The following is an 18265-nucleotide window of genomic DNA, read 5'->3' as shown; positions in this document are numbered from 1 at the left end:
CCTCGCCACAGGAGATCTTCCTCGCCACAGTTTTGGCGGCTGCCCCTGAATGGGTGGCCAAACTCAGTTCATCGAGTCTGTATACTGCGCCTTCGTCTTGAACACTGAGGTCGCTGCATGCCATCCGTTATTTCCACCGACGTGCTGATTGTCGGCGCCGGAGTCGCCGGCCTCTGGCTCAATGCACGCCTGCGTCGCCTGGGCTATTCGACCGTGCTGGTGGAAAGTGCCAGCCTCGGCGGTGGGCAGAGCGTCAAATCCCAGGGCATCATCCATGGCGGCGCCAAATATGCGCTGCATGGTGCCCTGACGGGCGCCTCGGAAGCCATCGCTGACATGCCGCGCCGTTGGCGCGAAGCGCTCGGTGGCGACGGCGAGCTGGACCTGTCCGGCGTGCGCCTGCTGTCCGAAGCCCATTACCTATGGTCTCCCGGCACCCTGGCCGGCAATCTCACCAGTTTTTTCGCCAGCAAGGCCGTGCGCGGGCGGGTCGACCAGGTCAAGGGCGAGCAACTGCCACCGGCCCTGCAGGACAAGCGTTTCAAAGGCAAGGTCTATCGCCTGGCTGAACTGGTGGTGGATGTTCCCAGCCTGATCGCACGCCTGGCGGAACTGGCTGGTGACAGCCTGCTCGCTGGCCAGCACATCGAGCCGCTGCGCGAAGCCGGCGAACTGGTGGGCCTGAAGGTTGACGATCGCGAGATCCGTGCCCAGCGCATTGTCCTCAGTGCCGGAGCCGGTACCGCCGACCTGCTCGCGGCCTTGGGCCTGGACCAGCCAGCCATGCAGCGCCGTCCGCTGCACATGGTGCTGGTCAAGGGCCCCAGCCTCAAGCCGCTGTATGCCCATTGCCTGGGAGGCGGGCCGAAGCCGCGCATCACCGTCACCACTCACCCGGCCGCAGATGGCCAATGGGTCTGGTACCTGGGCGGTGACATCGCCGAAGCCGAGGGCGTAGCCCGCGAGCCCGCCGCGCAAATCGCCACCGCGCAAAAGGAACTCGGACAATTGCTGCCCTGGGTCGACCTCACCACCGCACAATGGGCCACCTTGCGGGTCGATCGCGCCGAACCCCTGCAATCGGGTCTGACCCGCCCGGACAACGCCTTCCTCGCCGAGCAGGATCGCCTGTTGGTAGGCTGGCCGACCAAGCTGGCCCTGGCCCCGGACTTTTCCGACCGGGTGATTGCCGCACTGCAACAAAGCGGTATCACCCCCAGCCATCCGGCCCCGCTACCGGACCTGCCGAAACCGCCCATGGGCGTGCCGGCGTGGGAGCAGTTGCTGCCATGAGCCAGCCGACCCTGCACGATTTCTATCGCTCCCTGGGCACCCACGGCCCGAAGGTTTCTCCCCTGGGCCTGGGCACCGTCAAGCTTGGTCGCGACCAGGGGGTCAAGTATCCCAGCGGTTTCCGCATTCCCGATGACTACGAAGCACGCATGCTACTCAAGCTGGCGCGTGACCTGGGCATCAACCTCATCGACACAGCGCCGGCTTATGGCCGCAGTGAAGAACGCCTCGGCCCGCTGTTGCGCGGTCAACGCCAGGACTGGGTGATTGTCAGCAAGGTTGGCGAAGAATTCAGCGATGGGCAGTCGCGCCACGACTTCAGTGTCGCCCATACCCGACTCTCCGTGGAGCGCAGCCTCAAGCGCCTGGAGACCGACTATATCGACCTGGTACTGGTGCACTCCGACGGTAATGACCTGGCAATACTCAACGACAGCGAGGTCTACCCGACCCTGGCGACGCTCAAGCGCGAGGGCAAGATCGGTGGCTTCGGCTTCTCCGGCAAGACCGTCGAGGGTGGCCTCAAAGCCCTCGAACAGGGCGATTGCGCCATGGTTACCTACAATCTGAACGAACGAAGCGAAACCGCTGTCATTGACTACGCTACCGAGCACGGCAAAGCCATCCTGGTGAAGAAGGCCCTCGCCAGCGGTCACGTCTGCCTGAGCCCCGGGGTTGATCCGGTCCAGGCCAGCTTCGAACTGTTGTTTGAGCATCCAGGGATCGCCAGTGCTATTGTCGGCACCATCAATCCGCTGCACCTCGCCCATAACGTCGCGACCGTAGCCAAGGTCCTACGTAAAAACTGACGCCGCTTCACGCGGTTTTTAGCAGGAGCCGATATGCCGCGCACGCTCATCAGGAAGAACCCGAGCAACTTCAAGACACTGCCGCTGTTCGTCGAAGCGACGCCGGAAGGCCTGACCTACCAAAGCGTCGGGATGCCGCTGAACTTCGCCCAGACCTTGCAACGCCGTCGCCCCGTGACGGTGGCCGATGCAGAACGTTTTTCCCTGGAGCTGGCAAACCTGGGGGTCTCGGTGCGCCTGACCCTGCAGTGGCAGAACCGCGACTATTGGGTGTTGGTGCGCCAGCGTCGGCAGGATCGCGGAGATGTGGTACTCAAGCTGATTTCCGGCTATGTCCCCGCCCACGAACTGAACCTGCCTCTGCACACCGCCACCCAGGAAATTGCCGAAGAATGCCTGCTGGAAACTCCCGAAGGCTGGCTGGGTGGGCGTTTCAACGAAACCTGGCTGCCGGCCCCCTACGCTGCAGCGCTGCATTATCGCGAAGCCTTGCCGTTTCGCCTGACGCCGCTGTCGGGCTCGGCCCGTCCGGTGCGTAGCGCCAACCTGCAATTGATCGAGCGGCCACGGGCTTATGTGCACCTGCCGACAGCGTCGCTGCAGCTGATCTACGATTTGCGCCTGGAAGTGCCCAAGGAAGCCAAGTCCCTGAGCCTGTTTCACGTCGATGAACGCCTGGAGGGCGACCAGCTAGTGGCACGCCTGGACCGCAAGCGTCCCGATCTCTACCTGATGCCGCTGCACGACGGCCAACCCTTGCCAGAGCTGTATACCCTGAAAAAGGATCAGCTGTACCCCGCCAGCACCCGCGGGCTGTATCTGGCCGAGAGTTTCGCCAGGCAGGATGGCTGGCTGGTGCGAGACGAACGGATTCGCTGGAAAGACTGGCTGCGCCAGCAAGGGATGACACCACCGGGCAAGGAGTCAGGCCTCACCCGCTTGAGGGGCAAGGCCAGGCAATTGCTGAAGAAAATCGTACCCCGCAAGGTGGCTCGCTAGAACAGGCATAGCGATGTACCGGTGAATGAGGGGGTACTTCGCCCCCCCAACAAGGATAGTCCTCTCGCCACAAAGCTAGCTGCGGAGTACTTCAGTTACTGCGGATCTTTTCCACAATCGCAGTCGTCGAGCTGTTTTCCACCAGGCCCAAGACCTTCACGGTACCGCCGTATGCAGTGACGATGTCCGCGCCTACAACCTGGTCGATCCCGTAGTCGCCGCCCTTGACCAGCACATCCGGCCTGACCTGACGCAACAGGTTCTCCGGCGTGCCTTCGCTGAAGCTGATCACCCAATCCACCGCGCCCAGACCGGCCAGGACCGCCATGCGCCGATCAACGCTGTTGATCGGGCGGCCTGGGCCTTTGAGACGACTTACCGACGCATCGTCATTGACCGCGACGATCAGCCGATCGCCCTGGGCACGAGCCTGTTCCAGGTACGTCACATGACCCGCGTGCAGAATGTCGAAACAGCCATTGGTGAAGACGATTCTTTCGTTGTGGGCACGGGCATCGTCGACGGCAAGCAGCAGTTGTTCCAGACCCAGCACGCCGCGCTCGGAGCCTTCTTCGCGCTGGATGGCGCGACGCAGTTCCGGCGCACTGATGGCCGCCGTACCGAGCTTGCCGACGACAATACCCGCCGCCAGGTTCGCCAGGGCCACGGCATGGGGCAAGTCCTCGCCAGCCGCAATCGCCGCGGCCAGTGTGGAAATCACGGTATCGCCGGCACCCGTCACATCGAACACTTCACGGGCACGCGCAGGCAAGTGCAACGCCGGGTGATCGGGACGCAGCAGAGTCATGCCATGTTCGCCACGGGTCACCAGCAAGGCACCGAGGTCGAGGTCGCGCATCAACTGTGCGCCTTTGCTCACCAGCTCATGCTCGTCGGCGCAACCGCCGACGATGGTTTCGAACTCGCTGAGGTTCGGCGTGATCAGGCTCGCGCCCCGGTAAATGGAAAAATCCTTGCCCTTGGGGTCGGCCACCACCGGAATGCCACGGGCACGGGCGGCCTGGATCAGCGACTGGTTGTTTTTCAACGCGCCTTTGCCGTAGTCCGACAGCACCAGCACCTTGACGCCCTCAAGCAATTGATCGACCTCGGCACCGAGGGCCAGAGGATCAGTGGCAAAAGGCTCTTCGAAGTCGATCCGCAGCAGTTGCTGGTGACGACTCATGACACGCAGCTTGACGATAGTCGGCTGATGCGCAATACGCTGAAAAATCGCCCGCACCCCAGCACCCTTGAGGCTGTTGCTCAGGGTTTCTGCGGCCTCATCGTCGCCGGTCACGCCCACCAGGGAGGCCGGTGCACCGAGGGCAGCAATGTTCAGGGCGACGTTGGCGGCGCCGCCAGGGCGATCCTCGATGTGCTCGACCTTGACCACCGGAACCGGCGCCTCAGGGGAAATCCGTGAGGTACCGCCATGCCAATAGCGGTCGAGCATGACATCGCCGACCACCAGAACAGGGGCTTGATCGAATCGCGGCATGGACAACTTCATGGAGCATCCCACATACAAAATGAACAGGGGCGCGATATTAGCACAGGGTGGGCCAAGGCTCGTCCATGGCAACCAGGTGCTGCGCCTTTATTCCTTTTGCAGCAATGCCAGAAGCCGGTCACAAGCCTGGGACAGCTCAACCTCGCTGGTATTGATTTCGCATTCGGCCGCCAGGGGCGCTTCGTAGGGGCTGTCGAGCCCGGTGAAATTCCTGATCCGCCCGGCGCATGCTTCACGGTACAGCCCCTTTGGATCGCGCTCGGCACAAATCTCGAAAGGCGTGCTCACATACACCTCCACGAAGGTGCCTTCGCAGAACAGCCGGCGGGCCGCATCACGATCAGCGCGAAACGGAGAAATCGCCGCGACGATGACAATCAGGCCGGCCTCGACCATCAAGCGCGCCACCTCGGCAATCCGTCGGACATTTTCCTTGCGAGCCTCGTCATCCATCCCCAGGCCACGGCACAGCCCCTGGCGCAGATTGTCGCCGTCAAGCAGGCAGGTGTGGAAACCCTGCTCATGAAGCTGCGTCTCGAGAGCATTGGCCAGCGTCGATTTGCCGGCTCCCGACAGTCCGGTCAGCCAGATACAACGCGGCCGCTGGGATTTCAGCGCAGCCCGCTCAGCAGGCGTAACGGCCAGCGTGTAGGGACGGATCTGCGTCTGTTGCGTCACAAGCTTTGACCTCTCATTCATAACCGAGCATCTCGTAATCACGCTGGTACACCCGTCGTACCAGCCGTCGGGTACGTACCGAACATATTTCCCGGACCGGCAGCGATGCACGTTGCTGGGTGCGGTTCACATGGGGCAACGTCATGGGCAGTCCCAGATGCTCGCACACCCACCGATAATCACGATCCAGATACTCCTGATAACCGATGAAATCCATCGCCAGGTGGCCGAGGGAATCGGTGAGAAAATCCGTCTGGGCGGCGAAATGCAACTGCCGCGTGATGTTCTCCGGATGCAGCCAACGGGCAACGAAATCATCGAAGTCACGATACTGGCTGACCAGCCTCTGCGCGGCATGATCACGTTGCCCCAATTTATTACCTCGCAGGAAAGCATAGGCCGAATACGTACGCTCCAGCGGATCACGAACAAAAGCGAACTTGAAGCTGGCGGCATACTGCGCAGGAAATTGCTCTTCGTACCAATACAGCGGCAGATGTCCGGGGCTGTAGCCATTGAACATGCCGATGCAGACACTACTACCGGCACACTTGGGCACATGGACAAACAGACAGCCACGTTGGGTGAAGGCTTCGGGGAAACGGCAATTGGCCGACATCGACTTGTTGACCACCTGTCTATCGACAATCGACAAGCGACTCAACAGGAATGAGCGCTGCGACTTGGGCAGCAGCTTCCATAGATAACGTTGCAGCATTCGAGTACCCGCGCGAAATGGATGGCCCTTACGATCAATGAAGCTCGTTCAGGGAAAGTCCTGTAGCCAGAACCTTACCAAGCACGGCACGCGGGTTTATTTCGAATTGGTTGTTACTGGTAACAACTTCCATACAAACCCCTGTGAGCGTCGACTTGCCCTCACAGGGGATCTATACAGAACTCAGGCAATATTCTCGGCGGGAGCATCCAGCCCCATGGCGTGGAGACGTGCGTAGTAACCGTTCTGCGCCAGCAGTTCGCCATGAGTGCCGCGCTCGACGATACGGCCTTGATCCATCACCAGAATCAGATCAGCCTTCTCGATAGTCGACAGCCGGTGGGCAATGACCAGGGTCGTGCGACCTTTCATCACTTGATCCAGCGCTGCCTGGATATGCCGCTCGGACTCGGTGTCCAGCGCCGAAGTGGCTTCGTCAAGAATCAATAGCGGAGCGTTCTTCAACAATGCCCTGGCAATGGCCAGGCGCTGGCGCTGGCCGCCGGACAACAACACCCCGTTCTCTCCAACCTCGGTGTCCAGGCCCTGGGGCAGTTGTTCGATGAAGTCCATGGCGTAGGCGTCCCGGGCGGCCTTTTCAATGTCTGCCCGTGGCGCACCGGCCAGGTCGCCGTAGGCGATGTTGTTGGCCACCGTATCGTTGAACAGCGTGACGTGCTGGGTCACTTGGGCGACATGACGGCGCAGGTTACGCAGTCGATAGTCCTCGATTTCAACGTCATCGAGCAGGATCTCGCCAATATCATGGTGGTAGAAACGTGGAATGAGGCTCGCCAGGGTCGATTTTCCGCTGCCTGAACGTCCTACCAGTGCAACCATCTGCCCGGGTGTGGCCGTGAAACTGATGTCCTTGAGCACCTCCCGACCGGCGCCGGGGTAGGTGAAACTAAGGTTTCGCACGTCGAGACGACCGCTGATGCGCTCCTGCTCGACCGTGCCGTTGTCGACCTCCGGCTCGACGTCCAATTGCTCAAAAATACTTTCGGCACCGGCCACGCCTTTCTGGATGGTCGAGCTGACTTCCGAGAGCTGGCGAATCGGCTTGGGCAACAGGCCGGCGGCCGTGATGTAGGCCACCAGGTCACCGGCCGTCGCGTCACCGCGCAGGAACAGCACCAGGAACATAAGGGCAGCCATGGCGGTGTAGATCACTAGTTGTAACATCGGCGTATAGACAGCGCCTGTGCGGGTCATGCGCAACTGTTTATCGGTATTACCCTGGCTGGCGCGGGCAAAGCGCTCCTCTTCGTAGGACTCGCCGCCAAAGCTTCGCACTACCCGGTAGCCCTGGATGGTCTCGGACGCTACGTGGGTCACGTCGCCCATGGCGACCTGGATCTTCTTGCTCTGCTTGCGGAATTTCTTGCTGGTATTGCTGACCATCATTGCGATCAACGGCAGGATCGCCAGCATTACCAGAGTCAACTGCCAGTTCATCCATATCAGGTAAGCGAAGAGGAACACCACGGTGAGCCCTTCACGGATGACCACCTTGATAGCATCGGTGGCCGCCCCGGTGACCATGGTCACGTTAAACGTGATGCGGGAAATCAGATGCCCGGAATTGTGCGTATCGAAGTAGCGGTTGGGCAGCACCAGCAACTTGTTGAACAGCTCAATCCGCAGGTCGTGTACCAGCCCCAATGAGACCTTGGCCAGGTAGTAGTTACCCAGGAACGAACCCAGACCCTGCCAGGCGGCGATCAGGATGATCAGCAGCGGGACCGCCATCAGCAGCTTCAGGTCCTTGAGGTATGGCACGTTGGGAAAGAGCACCGCGTCGGGATTGCTCAAGCCATCGACGAAATATTTGAGGATCCCGGCCAGCATGGGCTGGGTGGAAGCAAATATCACGAAGCCCACGATACTCAGCAGGAAGATGCCCACGTAGGGTTTGACGTATCCCAGCAGCCGAAAATAGATCTTCAGGCTGGAATCCTGTTCCGCGTTAGGCGGTGCGTCACTCATCGTAGGGCTCACTGGTTAGGAAGAACGCGGAATTTTATCACAGCCTTCAGACTTGACCTGCGCCCAGGTCAAAACGCTGGCCAGGCCAATCGGCAACCAACTGATGAACCATTCGGCGCGCGGGGTGCCGGTCAGGCTCGCAGCGTCGAACTGCATCGCCAGGAACGAAAATATCCACATGCCGAGTACGCCCCGCCCCAGCAGGCTGTCACGGGCTCGCCAGGCTTCACGCAGCACAGCGAACCAGACAATGCACCACAACGCCAGTCCCGGCAACCCGAGCAGAATGGCGACATGGCTGAACAGATTGTGCGCGTGGTCGAAAGGGCGGCCGAGAGCCATTACCTTGTAGTCACTCGCCAATCCGAGACCACCCCACGGACGTTCGGCGATCATGTGCAGGCTCGACATGAAGATCTCGGGTCGGTAAGAGGATCCACGCGCCATTACCAGCGGCTCGAGCAGCCAGAAAGTCAACATCGCCAACACCAGCGCCGTGGCGGCAATGACGCGGGAACGCGGGTCCCGACAGTAGATCGGCATGGCCAGGACGCTGAGCAACAAAGCCAGTGCTGCGCCACGACTCTGGCTCATCACGACAAATATTCCCAACAGTGCCAGGGCCACCGCCCAAAGGACTTGCAGCCCAATGGAACGCGGCATCCAATGCAGCATCCAGACCGCCGCCAACCCGATCACATAACCACCAAGAATCGGGTGGGATAACTCACCCAGGCCTTCCAGGCGCGCAACCAGGGGTTTGTGCTCAATGCCATAGAAATGAATGATCGCCATCAGGGCCGTCAGGGAAAGCCCCACGCCGCCCCATTGCATGATCCGAATCACTCGCTCAGGCTGGCCGTCGGCAAGGATCGGAAAAAACAACAGAAACACCAGGATGTAGAGCAGTCGCTTGGCTTCATGTGCGGGCTTTGGTGCCTCGGCCCAGACCAGAGTGATCAGCGCCCAGACCGCCAGCGCCAGCAATGCCGTACATATCAGGCGTTGGGCACGCCACAGCTCTACTAGCCGAGGACGCGACGACCAGGCGAATACGAGCGCCGGCAGCCAGACGAACAGAACCAGCCCCTGCTGATAAATCTTGTTGCTCGGTGCCAGGGCTATCGCCAGCAGAAACCATAACAAGCCAAAAACCATCCATCCCTTCGCCCATCGTGCTGCGTGCATCTTTGCTCCTAAACGATTCACCTGCCAAACCGGCATGGTTAAAACAAAAACTTTTGGGCATCATGGCCCGCCTCGGCACCGGTTCTTTCAACAAGGTTTCTCTACGATGCAATCCTCACGGCTTCCCCAAGCCGCTTTGAATCAATTGATTGAAGGCGCCAGTATTCTGGAGGCCGACAGCTACGGCCCAAAAGTGTATCTGTTGCAGGATGGCAATATCCTCAAACTGTTTCGCCGCAAGCGGCTTATTTCTTCGGCTCTTCTAAGGCCTTATTCGGCGCGATTTATCCATAATGCAGCCCGCTTGCACGAACTGGGTGTACCGACCCTCGAGGTACTGGCGTTCTATAAATTGCAGACGCCCGGCATGACCGCCGTACTGTATCGGCCGCTTCCTGGAAAAACCCTGCGTCAAATATCGAATCAAGAGAACTTCAGCTGGTCGCAGATGCTTCCAGCGCTGGTCGAGTTGATCCGCAGCCTGCATGCCAGTGGCATCTACTTCCGCTCGTTGCACCTGGGCAACATCGTCATCACCCCCGAAAACAGACTCGGGCTGATCGATGTGGCCGACATGCGCTTCCTGCGCTCTCCACTCCCGCGCCACCTGGCGCGCCGCAATCTGCAGCATTTTGCTCGTTATATTGCCCGGGAAAACCTGAACGGGAGCTTTCCAATGCAGGCATTGGAAAATGCCCTATTATCCGCCTGAAATCAGTTGCCGAGCGGTCTGGCTGAAGCTTAGCCAGGCCTCGTCGGGCGCCAGAGCCTGATGCTGGGCTGCTGCAACCTCTTCGGCCGACGTCCGTGAAATCCGTACGAGTGCTTCGCTCCAGGCCTGAACGTCATTGACCTGGGCATACCACCCCGTGTCGCCCAACTGCTCGCGGAATACCGCCAGTTCACTGGCCAACACCGGCACGCCAGCCATGACTGCCTCTTGCAGAATCAGTCCCAGCCCCTCGCTGATGGATGGGATCAGCACCCAGTCGAAGGCCCTATAAAGCACCGCTATATCGTAGAGATGGCCCGTCAACAATACCTTGCCCAGCAGGTCCGACTGGGCAATCCGTTCCTGCAACGCCTCTCGCCGCGGCCCTTCACCAACGATGACCAGCCGCCAGTCGGGCTGGTTTTTTGCGGCCAGGGCAAATGCCTCCAGCAAGCAGGCGAACCCCTTGTCATCCACCAATCGCCCTATGGCACCAAACACCCGCAGCTCGGCTGCCAGGCCCAGCCGGGCGCGGGCTTGCGTACAAGGCACGAGTGCGGACCGGAAGGCAACCGGATCGAGTGCACTGCGCAATGCAGTGACCGGAAGTTCCAGATCGTCTTGAAGAGAGGCTGCCAGGGTCCGGGAAACCGCCGCCAGCGCCAGCCGTGAAGCCGGGAATCTGCGCAGCAGTTCACAGCTTTCGGCATTGAGTCGCGTCGAGCCATGGAATATCACTACCACGCGAATCTGCGACAGGGTCTCAAGGACAGGCAACAGGGTGCGGGCGACACCGAGGCCATCGAGCAGCACGACACGGGCATTGCTGTCGAGCAACGCCTGGCGGAAGCGTTTACGCATCAAGGGTTTGAACAGCCGCCAGACGTGTCGGCCCTTGAGCCGGGCGGAAGAAAGACGCCACTCCTGCGCCTGCCCTACATTGACCTGGCAGCTAGCCCCCGAGCCCTGTAATAGCCACGTCTTGACCGGCATCGAGGGTTCCATCCGCGACAGTATCTGGTGATGAACCTTGTGTACCGAAGCGAAGGGCGAACCACCCGCCCACATGACATTAATAATGCTCATTGAGCAGCAAACCTTTCATCGCGTGCCAGGGTTCGTGCTTCGAGGCATTCAGAAACTGATAAGCCAGCCAATGCAGACTCCGAGCAAAAGTACCAGGGATAACTTGACCTGCTCGCGACGCCTGCGGCGCGCCTTGCGCTGACGCTCCACGGGTACTTCCACGTGAACCCCGAACCCAGTGTGCAGAACAGCATCCCCTTCCAGCGTTACCGCCGTCAAGTTCAGTTGCGCATAGCGAAGCGACAGGGCCTTCTCGCCACCAAAGCCGGCAAACGGGGCACATAGTTGATATTCCTTGAGCCGCCGTAGTCCAGGATTAAGAGAGAAACTCTGCCATTCGGGCTTGTTGGAAATCAGGGGGTAACAGGCCACGCCACTGATGACTTCACGCTCGCCCAAGTGGATGTAAGGGCTGTGCACACACAAGTCGTAAACATAGTTGCGCAGCCACACCTGGAGGATATCGGGCCGTTTCTCCAGAATTGCCCGGGAGTCTTCCACGAAAGCCGGACGATAGAACTCCCAGTCATCTTCGCAGTGAAAGATATAAGGCGTCTTGACGTGCCCGTAGGCCAGGTCGATCGAGGCCAACTGTCCCAGCTTCGGCTGATTGACGAACACTGTACAGTGATCTTTCCAGTGAGCAGGGATCACCGCATGCACACCCTCATCACCCGCATCTTCGGTTATGAAGACTTCTCGGATCGGCGCAGTATTGAAACGGTCAAAGCTCTCCAAGGTCCGCCTGAGCAGATCGAGCCGGCCGCAACTGGTTACCACCAGGGTAATGTCACTCTCGTCGGAAAACTGCACCTGAAATACCATTTAGTTTAAACGTCATCGAAACATCCGATGAACGAACGGTTCCTGTCAAACGCCCAGCGTCAGGCGCAATCTTTCCAGCAAGGCAAGCGGTGCGCGGGGCCGTAGCGGGGGCTCCAGCGCTTCAACGATCTTCTGTCCTATGCGTGCGAAGCTGAATTGCTCCAGGGCCAGCTTCTGTCCGTTGCGCGCAATACTGTGTGCCAATTCGGGCTCGGCACGCAGGCGACCGAGTTTTTCCTGGAGCTGTGCAATGTCGCGATACAGCACCACGTTCTGCATGTCCTGCAAACCCAGGGCGCGAGCCTCGTCGGCCCCCTGATCGAATGCCAGCAACACACAACCGCAGGCCATGGCCTCAAAATTCTTGATCATGAACTCGCCCATACCCACATCGGCACTGACGAAAAAGCGGATGCGATTGAGGGTCTGGCAATATTCCTCGCCTGACTTGGTACGGGTGACGACCAGCGGTTCAACGCGCCCCAACTCATCCAACAGGGCTTTGCGACCACTATAGGCGACACTGTTGGTGCTGCCGACAAAGGCCAGTTCGATATCCCGTTCGCGGCCCTGATCCGCCAGCAAGGACTGATCGTAACCCTTGGGCACGAACACCGCATCGAAACCTTCGGCGCGCAGACGTTCACTGACCATGAAACCGGAACTGATGACGCGTACCCATGGCAGGCGGCGGTAGTGCGCACTGAACTTCCCGGTGTATTTGCACGGAATGTAATTCTGATAGGCATCGTGTTCAAGGATCACCAGGTTCGGGATCGTACGGATGAACCCGGCCTGCCGGATCTCCTGCTTGAAACGCAGGAAAAACACGATCCGGTCGTAACGCGATATGTCCACGTGACGTTGGAAATAGCCACGCAGATTGCGTTGTTCCTCGCTGTCGAGCCAACGCAGGTCGCACTCGCAATGGGCAGCCACACCTTCATAGAGTCGGTCCAGGATGGCCCGCTGTTCTTTCTGCACCAGAAATAGAACTCTCATTGTTTTCCTTGCAGCACCATCGCCTGGATGAATGATAAGTAGTAGCTAGGGTCTTGTTGATGTCCCACCATGAACCCCTACAGCCGCCAAAACAGTTCATGGCGGCGCACAGCCTTGCGAAAAAACTCATTCTCGCCATACGAAGAGCTCCTACGCCCGGCCAGCAGCCGCTGAATACCACGACGCAGGCGACGCTTGAACGGCGCAGGCGGTTGCAGATCATGCATCATGGCCAGCGCCATGGCCTTGTCATGCTGCACGGCCAGCCCCAACGGCAGACTGATGGGACACATCGCTCGAGCCGGGTCGAAATAGGGCGGCAAGGCAACGCCCGCACCCGTGTCGCCCATCGGCCAGCGATCATTGTCGTGGAGGTGATTGGCATAGCCCAACAGCGTCGTGGGCTGCCATTCCAAGCCCTCGAGTGCCTGCATGACGGCGTTGTGTGCACAAAGATGATCGGGGTGCGGATCAAGGACCGGGTGCGGCAACACAATAATTTCCGGGCGCGCCATCAAGATCAGCTCGCGCAAGTCTGCCAGCAGATTGTTCCAGGTCGCTGCACCGTCGGCGTCGCCGGGCAAGGTAAGCGGATTCATCTGACGGAACAGTCGGGTATCGCTCAGGTCCGCTTCGCGTGAACTTTGGGGCTGGCCGGGCGCGGCCTGCATGGCCGCCAGTTGCAAGCAGAAGTATCCCAGTTGCACACAATGACTTTCAGGTACCCCGGCCCAGCGCGGCACGGCAATACTGTCCCAGGCGCGTAAGCGACCCTTGAGCCGTGCCGCCTCAACGCCGTCCAGGCCCATCTGTTGATAATGTTCGGCTTCGATTTCGCCGGCGGTCAGCGTCACGATCCAGGCTTCGCCGGCCTGGCTGTACAACCCGAACGCCGCCAACTCCGCATCGTCGGCGTGTGGCGCGATGACCATCACCCGCTGACGCAGCACATCCTCTGCCGGGAAAGACCACAGGGTCGGCTCACCCAGCAAACGGCAAAAACGACCGTGCAGACGCAGCTCGCCTCGGGACAGAGTACTTCCCTGCTCGCTGAGATTGAGGTAGCGCAGGCCATTGGCTCCTCGCTCGAAGACCTGTCGATCCAGATGCTCACCGCCCGACAATTCGACCAGCGGGTCGATGAAACGCCCCAGCCAGGTGCTTCTGACCCGCAGCGCCAGGATCAGCGTGGCGCCGTCGTCCAGCATCACGCCCTCATCCAACCGCAGCCGACCGGCGTCAAGATGCACCTTCGGCTGCTGGGTGAATGGCGCAAAGCTGTACTGGTAATCGTCCCTGGGCGAATAAAACAGGTGATCGGCGAACCACGCTTCATGAGCGATCCACGCCAATACCGCCAGCACCAACGGCAGCCACCAGGCGACCAGTATACCCAGCAAGACCAGCATCATGAGCGCCAGCAACAAACCCACGCGCTTGTTGCGACGATGGCGTTTGAGCAATTGCTGTTTGCGGCTGACGGGTGGATTCATACGGTAAACACCGGCACAGGGTTGCACCAGCGGTCCTTGTACTCCCGGTCCGCCCGGCCGAACGAAAAACGCAACGGCTTGCCGGCGGCGCGGGCATGTTCCCAGGCGTTTTGGGTGTTGAGGAAGCTCAGCACGCTACCGGGGCTGAATTCGCGCGTCTGCGGGTCCACGCCGCCGTTGATGTACTCGACGCTGATCCACTCCGGCGCTTCCACCCGATACACCAGTTGAATGGCAATCGGCGCATCGTTGAGAAAAATCACCGAGCCGATCAGCAGTTCGCGCAACAGCTCGATCACCTCACCCATGCGCTCGGCGCCGGTCGCCGCAAACCCCCAACGACGCTGGAACAGGTCGCAGTAGATCGACGCCAGTTCCGCGCTGGAGAACTCATTGACCGAACGCACCACCCCACCAGCCTCTTCCAGCAAACGCAGCTCGCGGCGCTGGTTGTAGCGAAACTTCTTGGACAGCTCTTCCGGCGTACGCGCCATGGCCAACTGCTCCTGCTGTACCTTCAGGCCACTGAAACGTCCCTCGTTGAGGGCCGAGAGATAACGTCCGCGATGACGCAACGGCGCCTGGGTTTCGGGCGCCGCCGGTAGGATAAGCTCGGCATTGCCCAGATCGAACAGGCCCTTCTTGCCGCTACGCTTGAGCACCTCCTTGGACAGCGCCAAATCCCGGCCCCAGGTCGCAATTGCCGCCTTCAACTCACCCTGGTGTTCGTATGCCAGGTAACGCACAGGAATGCCGGCCAGGGCTGCCAGGCGTTCGACCACCAGGGGATGGGTCGCCACACTGCCACCGAAACGCTGCCAGACCTGGGTATAAACCGGTGCATCTACGGCTGTCCAGCCGCGCTCACGCCAGCCTTGGAATCGGTTCAGCATCAGACCCTCGGCGCCAGTTCGGTGACTTGAGGCAAACGCCAGAATGCCTCGCGTACCGCACGATCCGAGAAACGTTCACGTAGGCGATCAAGCATCAGCTCGGCGCATTGACGACGCTGCAGATCGTCCATGACCGCCAGGTGTTGCAGCCCCTGGGCCAGGTGCTCGGCGTCGCCCAGGGGAAACAGAATACCCACGCCTTCGACCACTTCCTTCGCCCCGCCACAGGCCGTGGCCAACAATGGCACGCCAGCGGCCATGGCTTCGAGCAACACCATGCCGAACGGTTCGTGATCGGAACTCAGGGCAAACACGTCGAAAGCCCGGAAGTAACGGCGCGCCTCAGGCACCTGGCCGAGAAACAGCACGCGGTCGGCGATTCCCAGTTCAAGCGCCAGGTCCCGAAGATTCTGCTCCAGGCGCCCCTTGCCGAGAATGGCCAGCTGACTATGGCCGGGCAGATACGCAAGTGCCGCGGCAAAACCTCGCAACAACGTGGCCTGATCCTTGTCCGGATGCAGGCGGCCGACGTTGCCGACGACCCAGGCGTTTGCTTCCAGCCCCAAGGTATGCCGCGCCTCGTCCCGGGACACCAAGCCAGCCCGCGCAGCCTCCAGGTCGATGCGGTTGTAGAGGGTCTGGATTCGACCCGCCGGCCAATTCGGCAGGCAGCGGCGCATGTCGTCACGCACCGCATCGGAAACCCCGAGCAAGCTCAGGCGCTTGCGAAAAACATGCGCGAACAGCCGGCGAGTACGCCGCTGGTAGTCGCCAAAGGCATGGTGCACGCCAATCACCGGCAACCCGGTACCGAGCAGGGCGATGTAGATAGGCTTGAAACGGTGGGCAATGCAGAAACTGAAATTGCGCGAAGCGGCGATCTTGCGCAGATCGCCAATGGCGCCCAGCTTCAGGCCTCTCACGGCACTGGAGCTGTACTCCATGAACAGCACCTCGTCCGAGGCGCAACCAGCAGCGACCTCGGCATCGGCGACCCCGGTGAGAAAAACCGTGGTCACGCGATAGCCAGTGCCCGCGAACAGACTGGCGTACTGACGGGCGCAGTCGAGAAACGGCCCGTCATAACCGTGACAGAACTGCAGCACATGTCGCTCAGCCGAGCGTGTCATAAGCGTCCACGCCGTCTTTGACCACCAGAATGTCTTCCATGATCAGGTATTGCAGGTCCGAGCCATAGAACATGTTCAGCGCGTCGGTCGGCGAGCAGATCATCGGTTCGCCGCGGCGGTTGAGCGAGGTGTTCAGGGACACGCCGTTGCCCGTCAGGACTTCCAGGGCCTTCATCATGTCGTAGTAGCGCGGGTTGTATTCGCGCTTGAGCACCTGGGCCCGGGAAGTACCGTCTTCATGGACGACTTCCGGCACGCGGCTTTTCCACTCCTCGGCCACTTCGAACGTGAAAGTCATGAAGGGGGCGGGATGATCGACCTTGATCATCTGCGGCGCGACGGTATCGAGCATCGACGGGCAGAAAGGCCTCCAGCGCTCGCGGAACTTGATCTGTTCGTTGATGCGATCCGCCACGCCGCTGGCGCTCGGGCAACCGATGATCGAGCGACCACCCAGGGCACGCGGACCAAACTCCATACGCCCCTGGAACCAGGCCACGGGGTTGCCATCGACCATGATTTTGGCAATGCGTTCAGGGGTGTTGTCGATCTTGCGCCACGCCGGCTTGCTCGGATGACGGGCGCATGCGGCGATCACGTCTTCGTTGCTGTAGGCCGGGCCGAGGTAGACGTGTTCCATCTTCTCCACCGGCACGCCACGGGCATGGGATACATAAGCCGCCGCGCCCACCGCGGTACCGGCGTCGCCGGAAGCCGGTTGCACGAACAGCTCCTTGACGTCGTCACGGGCGATGATCTTCTGGTTCAGCTTGACGTTCAACGCGCAACCGCCGGCGAAAGCCAGCTTGCCGGTTTCCTTGAGCACGTCGCCCAGGTAGTGGTCGATCATCTGCAGCGCAAGTTTCTCGAACAGCGCCTGCATGCTGGCCGCGTAATGGATGTATGGCTCGTCGGCGATGTCGCCTTCGCGCTTGGGACCGAGCCATTCGATCAGCTTCGGCGAGAAGTAGAAGCCCTTGCCCTTCTCTTTATAGCGGCGCAGGCCGATCACGTTGGCGTAGTCGGTGTTGATCACCAACTGGCCGTTCTCGAACGAGGCCAGGCGCGAGAAATCGTACTTGCTGGCATCGCCATAGGGCGCCATGCCCATGACCTTGAATTCGCCGTCGAGCATTTCAAAGCCGAGGAACTCGGTGATCGCACCGTACAAGCCGCCCAGGGAGTCCGGGTCGAAAAACTCCTTGATCTTGTGGATCTTGCCGTTTTCGCCATAGCCAAAGAAGGTCGTGGCGTACTCGCCCTTGCCGTCGATACCCAGGATTGCGGTTTTTTCCTGGAAACCCGAGCAGTGATACGCGCTGGAAGCGTGGGCCAGGTGATGCTCGACCGGCTCGATCTTGATCTTTTTCGGATCAAAGCCCAGTTGTTCCAGGCACCAGACGATCTTGCGACGATAGCGCTTGTAGCGACGGTTACCCATCAGGATCGCGTCGAGAGCACGGTCCGGGGCGTACCAGTAGCGCTTGGCGTAGTGCCAGCGCGCCTCGCCGAACAGGCTGATCGGCGCGAACGGAATTGCTACCACGTCGACGTCGGACGGTTTGATGCCGGCCTGCTCCAGACAGAACTTCGCCGACTCATAGGGCATGCGGTTCTTGGCATGTTTATCGCGTACGAAGCGCTCTTCCTCGGCCGCCGCGATCAGCTTGCCGTCTATGTACAGCGCTGCGGAAGGATCATGGCTAAGGGCGCCGGACAGGCCAAGAATCGTCAATGCCACAGGGGTCTAGCCTCTTTTGTCTGCATACGGGCGACAAGCGCCGCAAAAAATTGATGTGCCGCGCGCCGGGGCGTTGGGCAGCTAAAGGGCGGGATTATAGCGTAAAAGCGGCGATAAGCCGCTAGCGGTGAGTGGCGAGCGCTTGGTGCCCGTAAAACCTGGGCGGCCCTGAATGCTCAGGTGCCTGGCACTCCGT

At 60.4% G+C, this 18265-nt stretch carries 16 protein-coding genes; 4 read left to right on the top strand and 12 right to left on the bottom strand.

Annotated features, from left to right (window positions below; genetic code table 11):
* Positions 1 to 117 precede the first annotated feature (117 nt).
* From AD665_RS19780 to AD665_RS19770, 3 genes are read left to right on the top strand one after another with little or no spacing between them, the layout of a single operon-like run.
* On the top strand, positions 118 to 1293 hold the full coding sequence (locus AD665_RS19780; protein WP_053193279.1) for an NAD(P)/FAD-dependent oxidoreductase: 1176 nt from the start codon (positions 118 to 120) through the stop codon (positions 1291 to 1293).
* Complete coding sequence (locus tag AD665_RS19775; RefSeq protein WP_053193276.1) at positions 1290 to 2102, top strand: aldo/keto reductase; 813 nt, start codon at positions 1290 to 1292, stop codon at positions 2100 to 2102. Before AD665_RS19780 ends, AD665_RS19775 begins: the two co-directional genes overlap by 4 nt.
* 33 nt (positions 2103 to 2135) lie before the next feature.
* Positions 2136 to 3101, top strand: a complete 966-nt coding sequence (locus AD665_RS19770) for a hypothetical protein (RefSeq protein WP_024781431.1) — start codon at positions 2136 to 2138, stop codon at positions 3099 to 3101.
* Between the two features lie 91 nt (positions 3102 to 3192).
* Here the strand turns inward: AD665_RS19770 and hldE are convergent, their stop codons facing one another.
* The 5 genes from hldE to AD665_RS19745 form a co-directional block, all read right to left on the bottom strand.
* Positions 3193 to 4614, bottom strand: coding sequence for a bifunctional D-glycero-beta-D-manno-heptose-7-phosphate kinase/D-glycero-beta-D-manno-heptose 1-phosphate adenylyltransferase HldE (hldE, locus tag AD665_RS19765; RefSeq protein ID WP_024781432.1), 1422 nt, complete (start codon positions 4612 to 4614; stop codon positions 3193 to 3195).
* 87 nt (positions 4615 to 4701) lie between these two features.
* Positions 4702 to 5313, bottom strand: a complete 612-nt coding sequence (cysC, locus tag AD665_RS19760) for an adenylyl-sulfate kinase (protein ID WP_024781433.1) — start codon at positions 5311 to 5313, stop codon at positions 4702 to 4704.
* A complete protein-coding gene (locus AD665_RS19755) occupies positions 5306 to 6010 on the bottom strand; it encodes a sulfotransferase family 2 domain-containing protein (RefSeq protein WP_024781434.1) in 705 nt (234 codons plus the stop codon). Before AD665_RS19755 ends, cysC begins: the two co-directional genes overlap by 8 nt.
* 183 nt (positions 6011 to 6193) lie before the next feature.
* Positions 6194 to 7999 carry a lipid A export permease/ATP-binding protein MsbA gene (msbA, locus tag AD665_RS19750; protein WP_024781435.1) on the bottom strand — a complete coding sequence of 602 codons (1806 nt, stop codon included), beginning with the start codon at positions 7997 to 7999 and terminating at the stop codon, positions 6194 to 6196.
* Between the two features lie 15 nt (positions 8000 to 8014).
* Entirely contained in the window at positions 8015 to 9187 is a 1173-nt protein-coding gene (locus AD665_RS19745) for an O-antigen ligase family protein (RefSeq protein ID WP_053193273.1), read from the bottom strand.
* Positions 9188 to 9293: 106 nt separating this feature from the next.
* Here AD665_RS19745 and AD665_RS19740 point away from each other — a divergent pair, with 106 nt between their 5' ends.
* Complete coding sequence (locus tag AD665_RS19740; RefSeq protein ID WP_053193270.1) at positions 9294 to 9899, top strand: BUD32 family EKC/KEOPS complex subunit; 606 nt, start codon at positions 9294 to 9296, stop codon at positions 9897 to 9899.
* Here AD665_RS19740 and AD665_RS19735 read toward each other — a convergent pair.
* The 7 genes from AD665_RS19735 to AD665_RS19705 all read right to left on the bottom strand — a co-directional run bounded on the left by AD665_RS19735 (position 9888) and on the right by AD665_RS19705 (position 18069).
* Complete coding sequence (locus AD665_RS19735; protein WP_053193268.1) at positions 9888 to 10985, bottom strand: glycosyltransferase family 4 protein; 1098 nt, start codon at positions 10983 to 10985, stop codon at positions 9888 to 9890. The two genes, AD665_RS19740 and AD665_RS19735, sit on opposite strands and share 12 nt — an antisense overlap.
* Before the next feature lie 48 nt (positions 10986 to 11033).
* Positions 11034 to 11798: a glycosyltransferase family 2 protein gene (locus AD665_RS19730; protein WP_024781439.1), complete on the bottom strand. Its 765-nt coding sequence runs from the start codon at positions 11796 to 11798 to the stop codon at positions 11034 to 11036.
* A gap of 57 nt (positions 11799 to 11855) precedes the next feature.
* Entirely contained in the window at positions 11856 to 12812 is a 957-nt protein-coding gene (locus AD665_RS19725) for a glycosyltransferase family protein (protein ID WP_024781440.1), read from the bottom strand.
* Positions 12813 to 12889: 77 nt separating this feature from the next.
* Entirely contained in the window at positions 12890 to 14305 is a 1416-nt protein-coding gene (locus AD665_RS19720; protein WP_053193265.1) for a PIG-L deacetylase family protein, read from the bottom strand.
* Entirely contained in the window at positions 14302 to 15198 is an 897-nt protein-coding gene (locus AD665_RS19715; protein WP_024781442.1) for an antimicrobial resistance protein Mig-14, read from the bottom strand. Before AD665_RS19715 ends, AD665_RS19720 begins: the two co-directional genes overlap by 4 nt.
* A complete protein-coding gene (locus tag AD665_RS19710) occupies positions 15198 to 16328 on the bottom strand; it encodes a glycosyltransferase (protein WP_024781443.1) in 1131 nt (376 codons plus the stop codon). Before AD665_RS19710 ends, AD665_RS19715 begins: the two co-directional genes overlap by 1 nt.
* The gene (locus tag AD665_RS19705; RefSeq protein ID WP_024781444.1) at positions 16312 to 18069 is read right to left on the bottom strand and encodes a carbamoyltransferase family protein; all 1758 of its coding nucleotides are present in this window, start codon (positions 18067 to 18069) and stop codon (positions 16312 to 16314) included. Before AD665_RS19705 ends, AD665_RS19710 begins: the two co-directional genes overlap by 17 nt.
* Positions 18070 to 18265 lie beyond the last annotated feature (196 nt).

This window comes from Pseudomonas corrugata, from assembly GCF_001269905.1.
In the GTDB taxonomy this organism is placed as follows: domain Bacteria; phylum Pseudomonadota; class Gammaproteobacteria; order Pseudomonadales; family Pseudomonadaceae; genus Aquipseudomonas; species Aquipseudomonas corrugata.
Note: the sequence above shows the minus strand (reverse complement) of the source record. Positions and strands in the feature narration are given on the sequence as shown.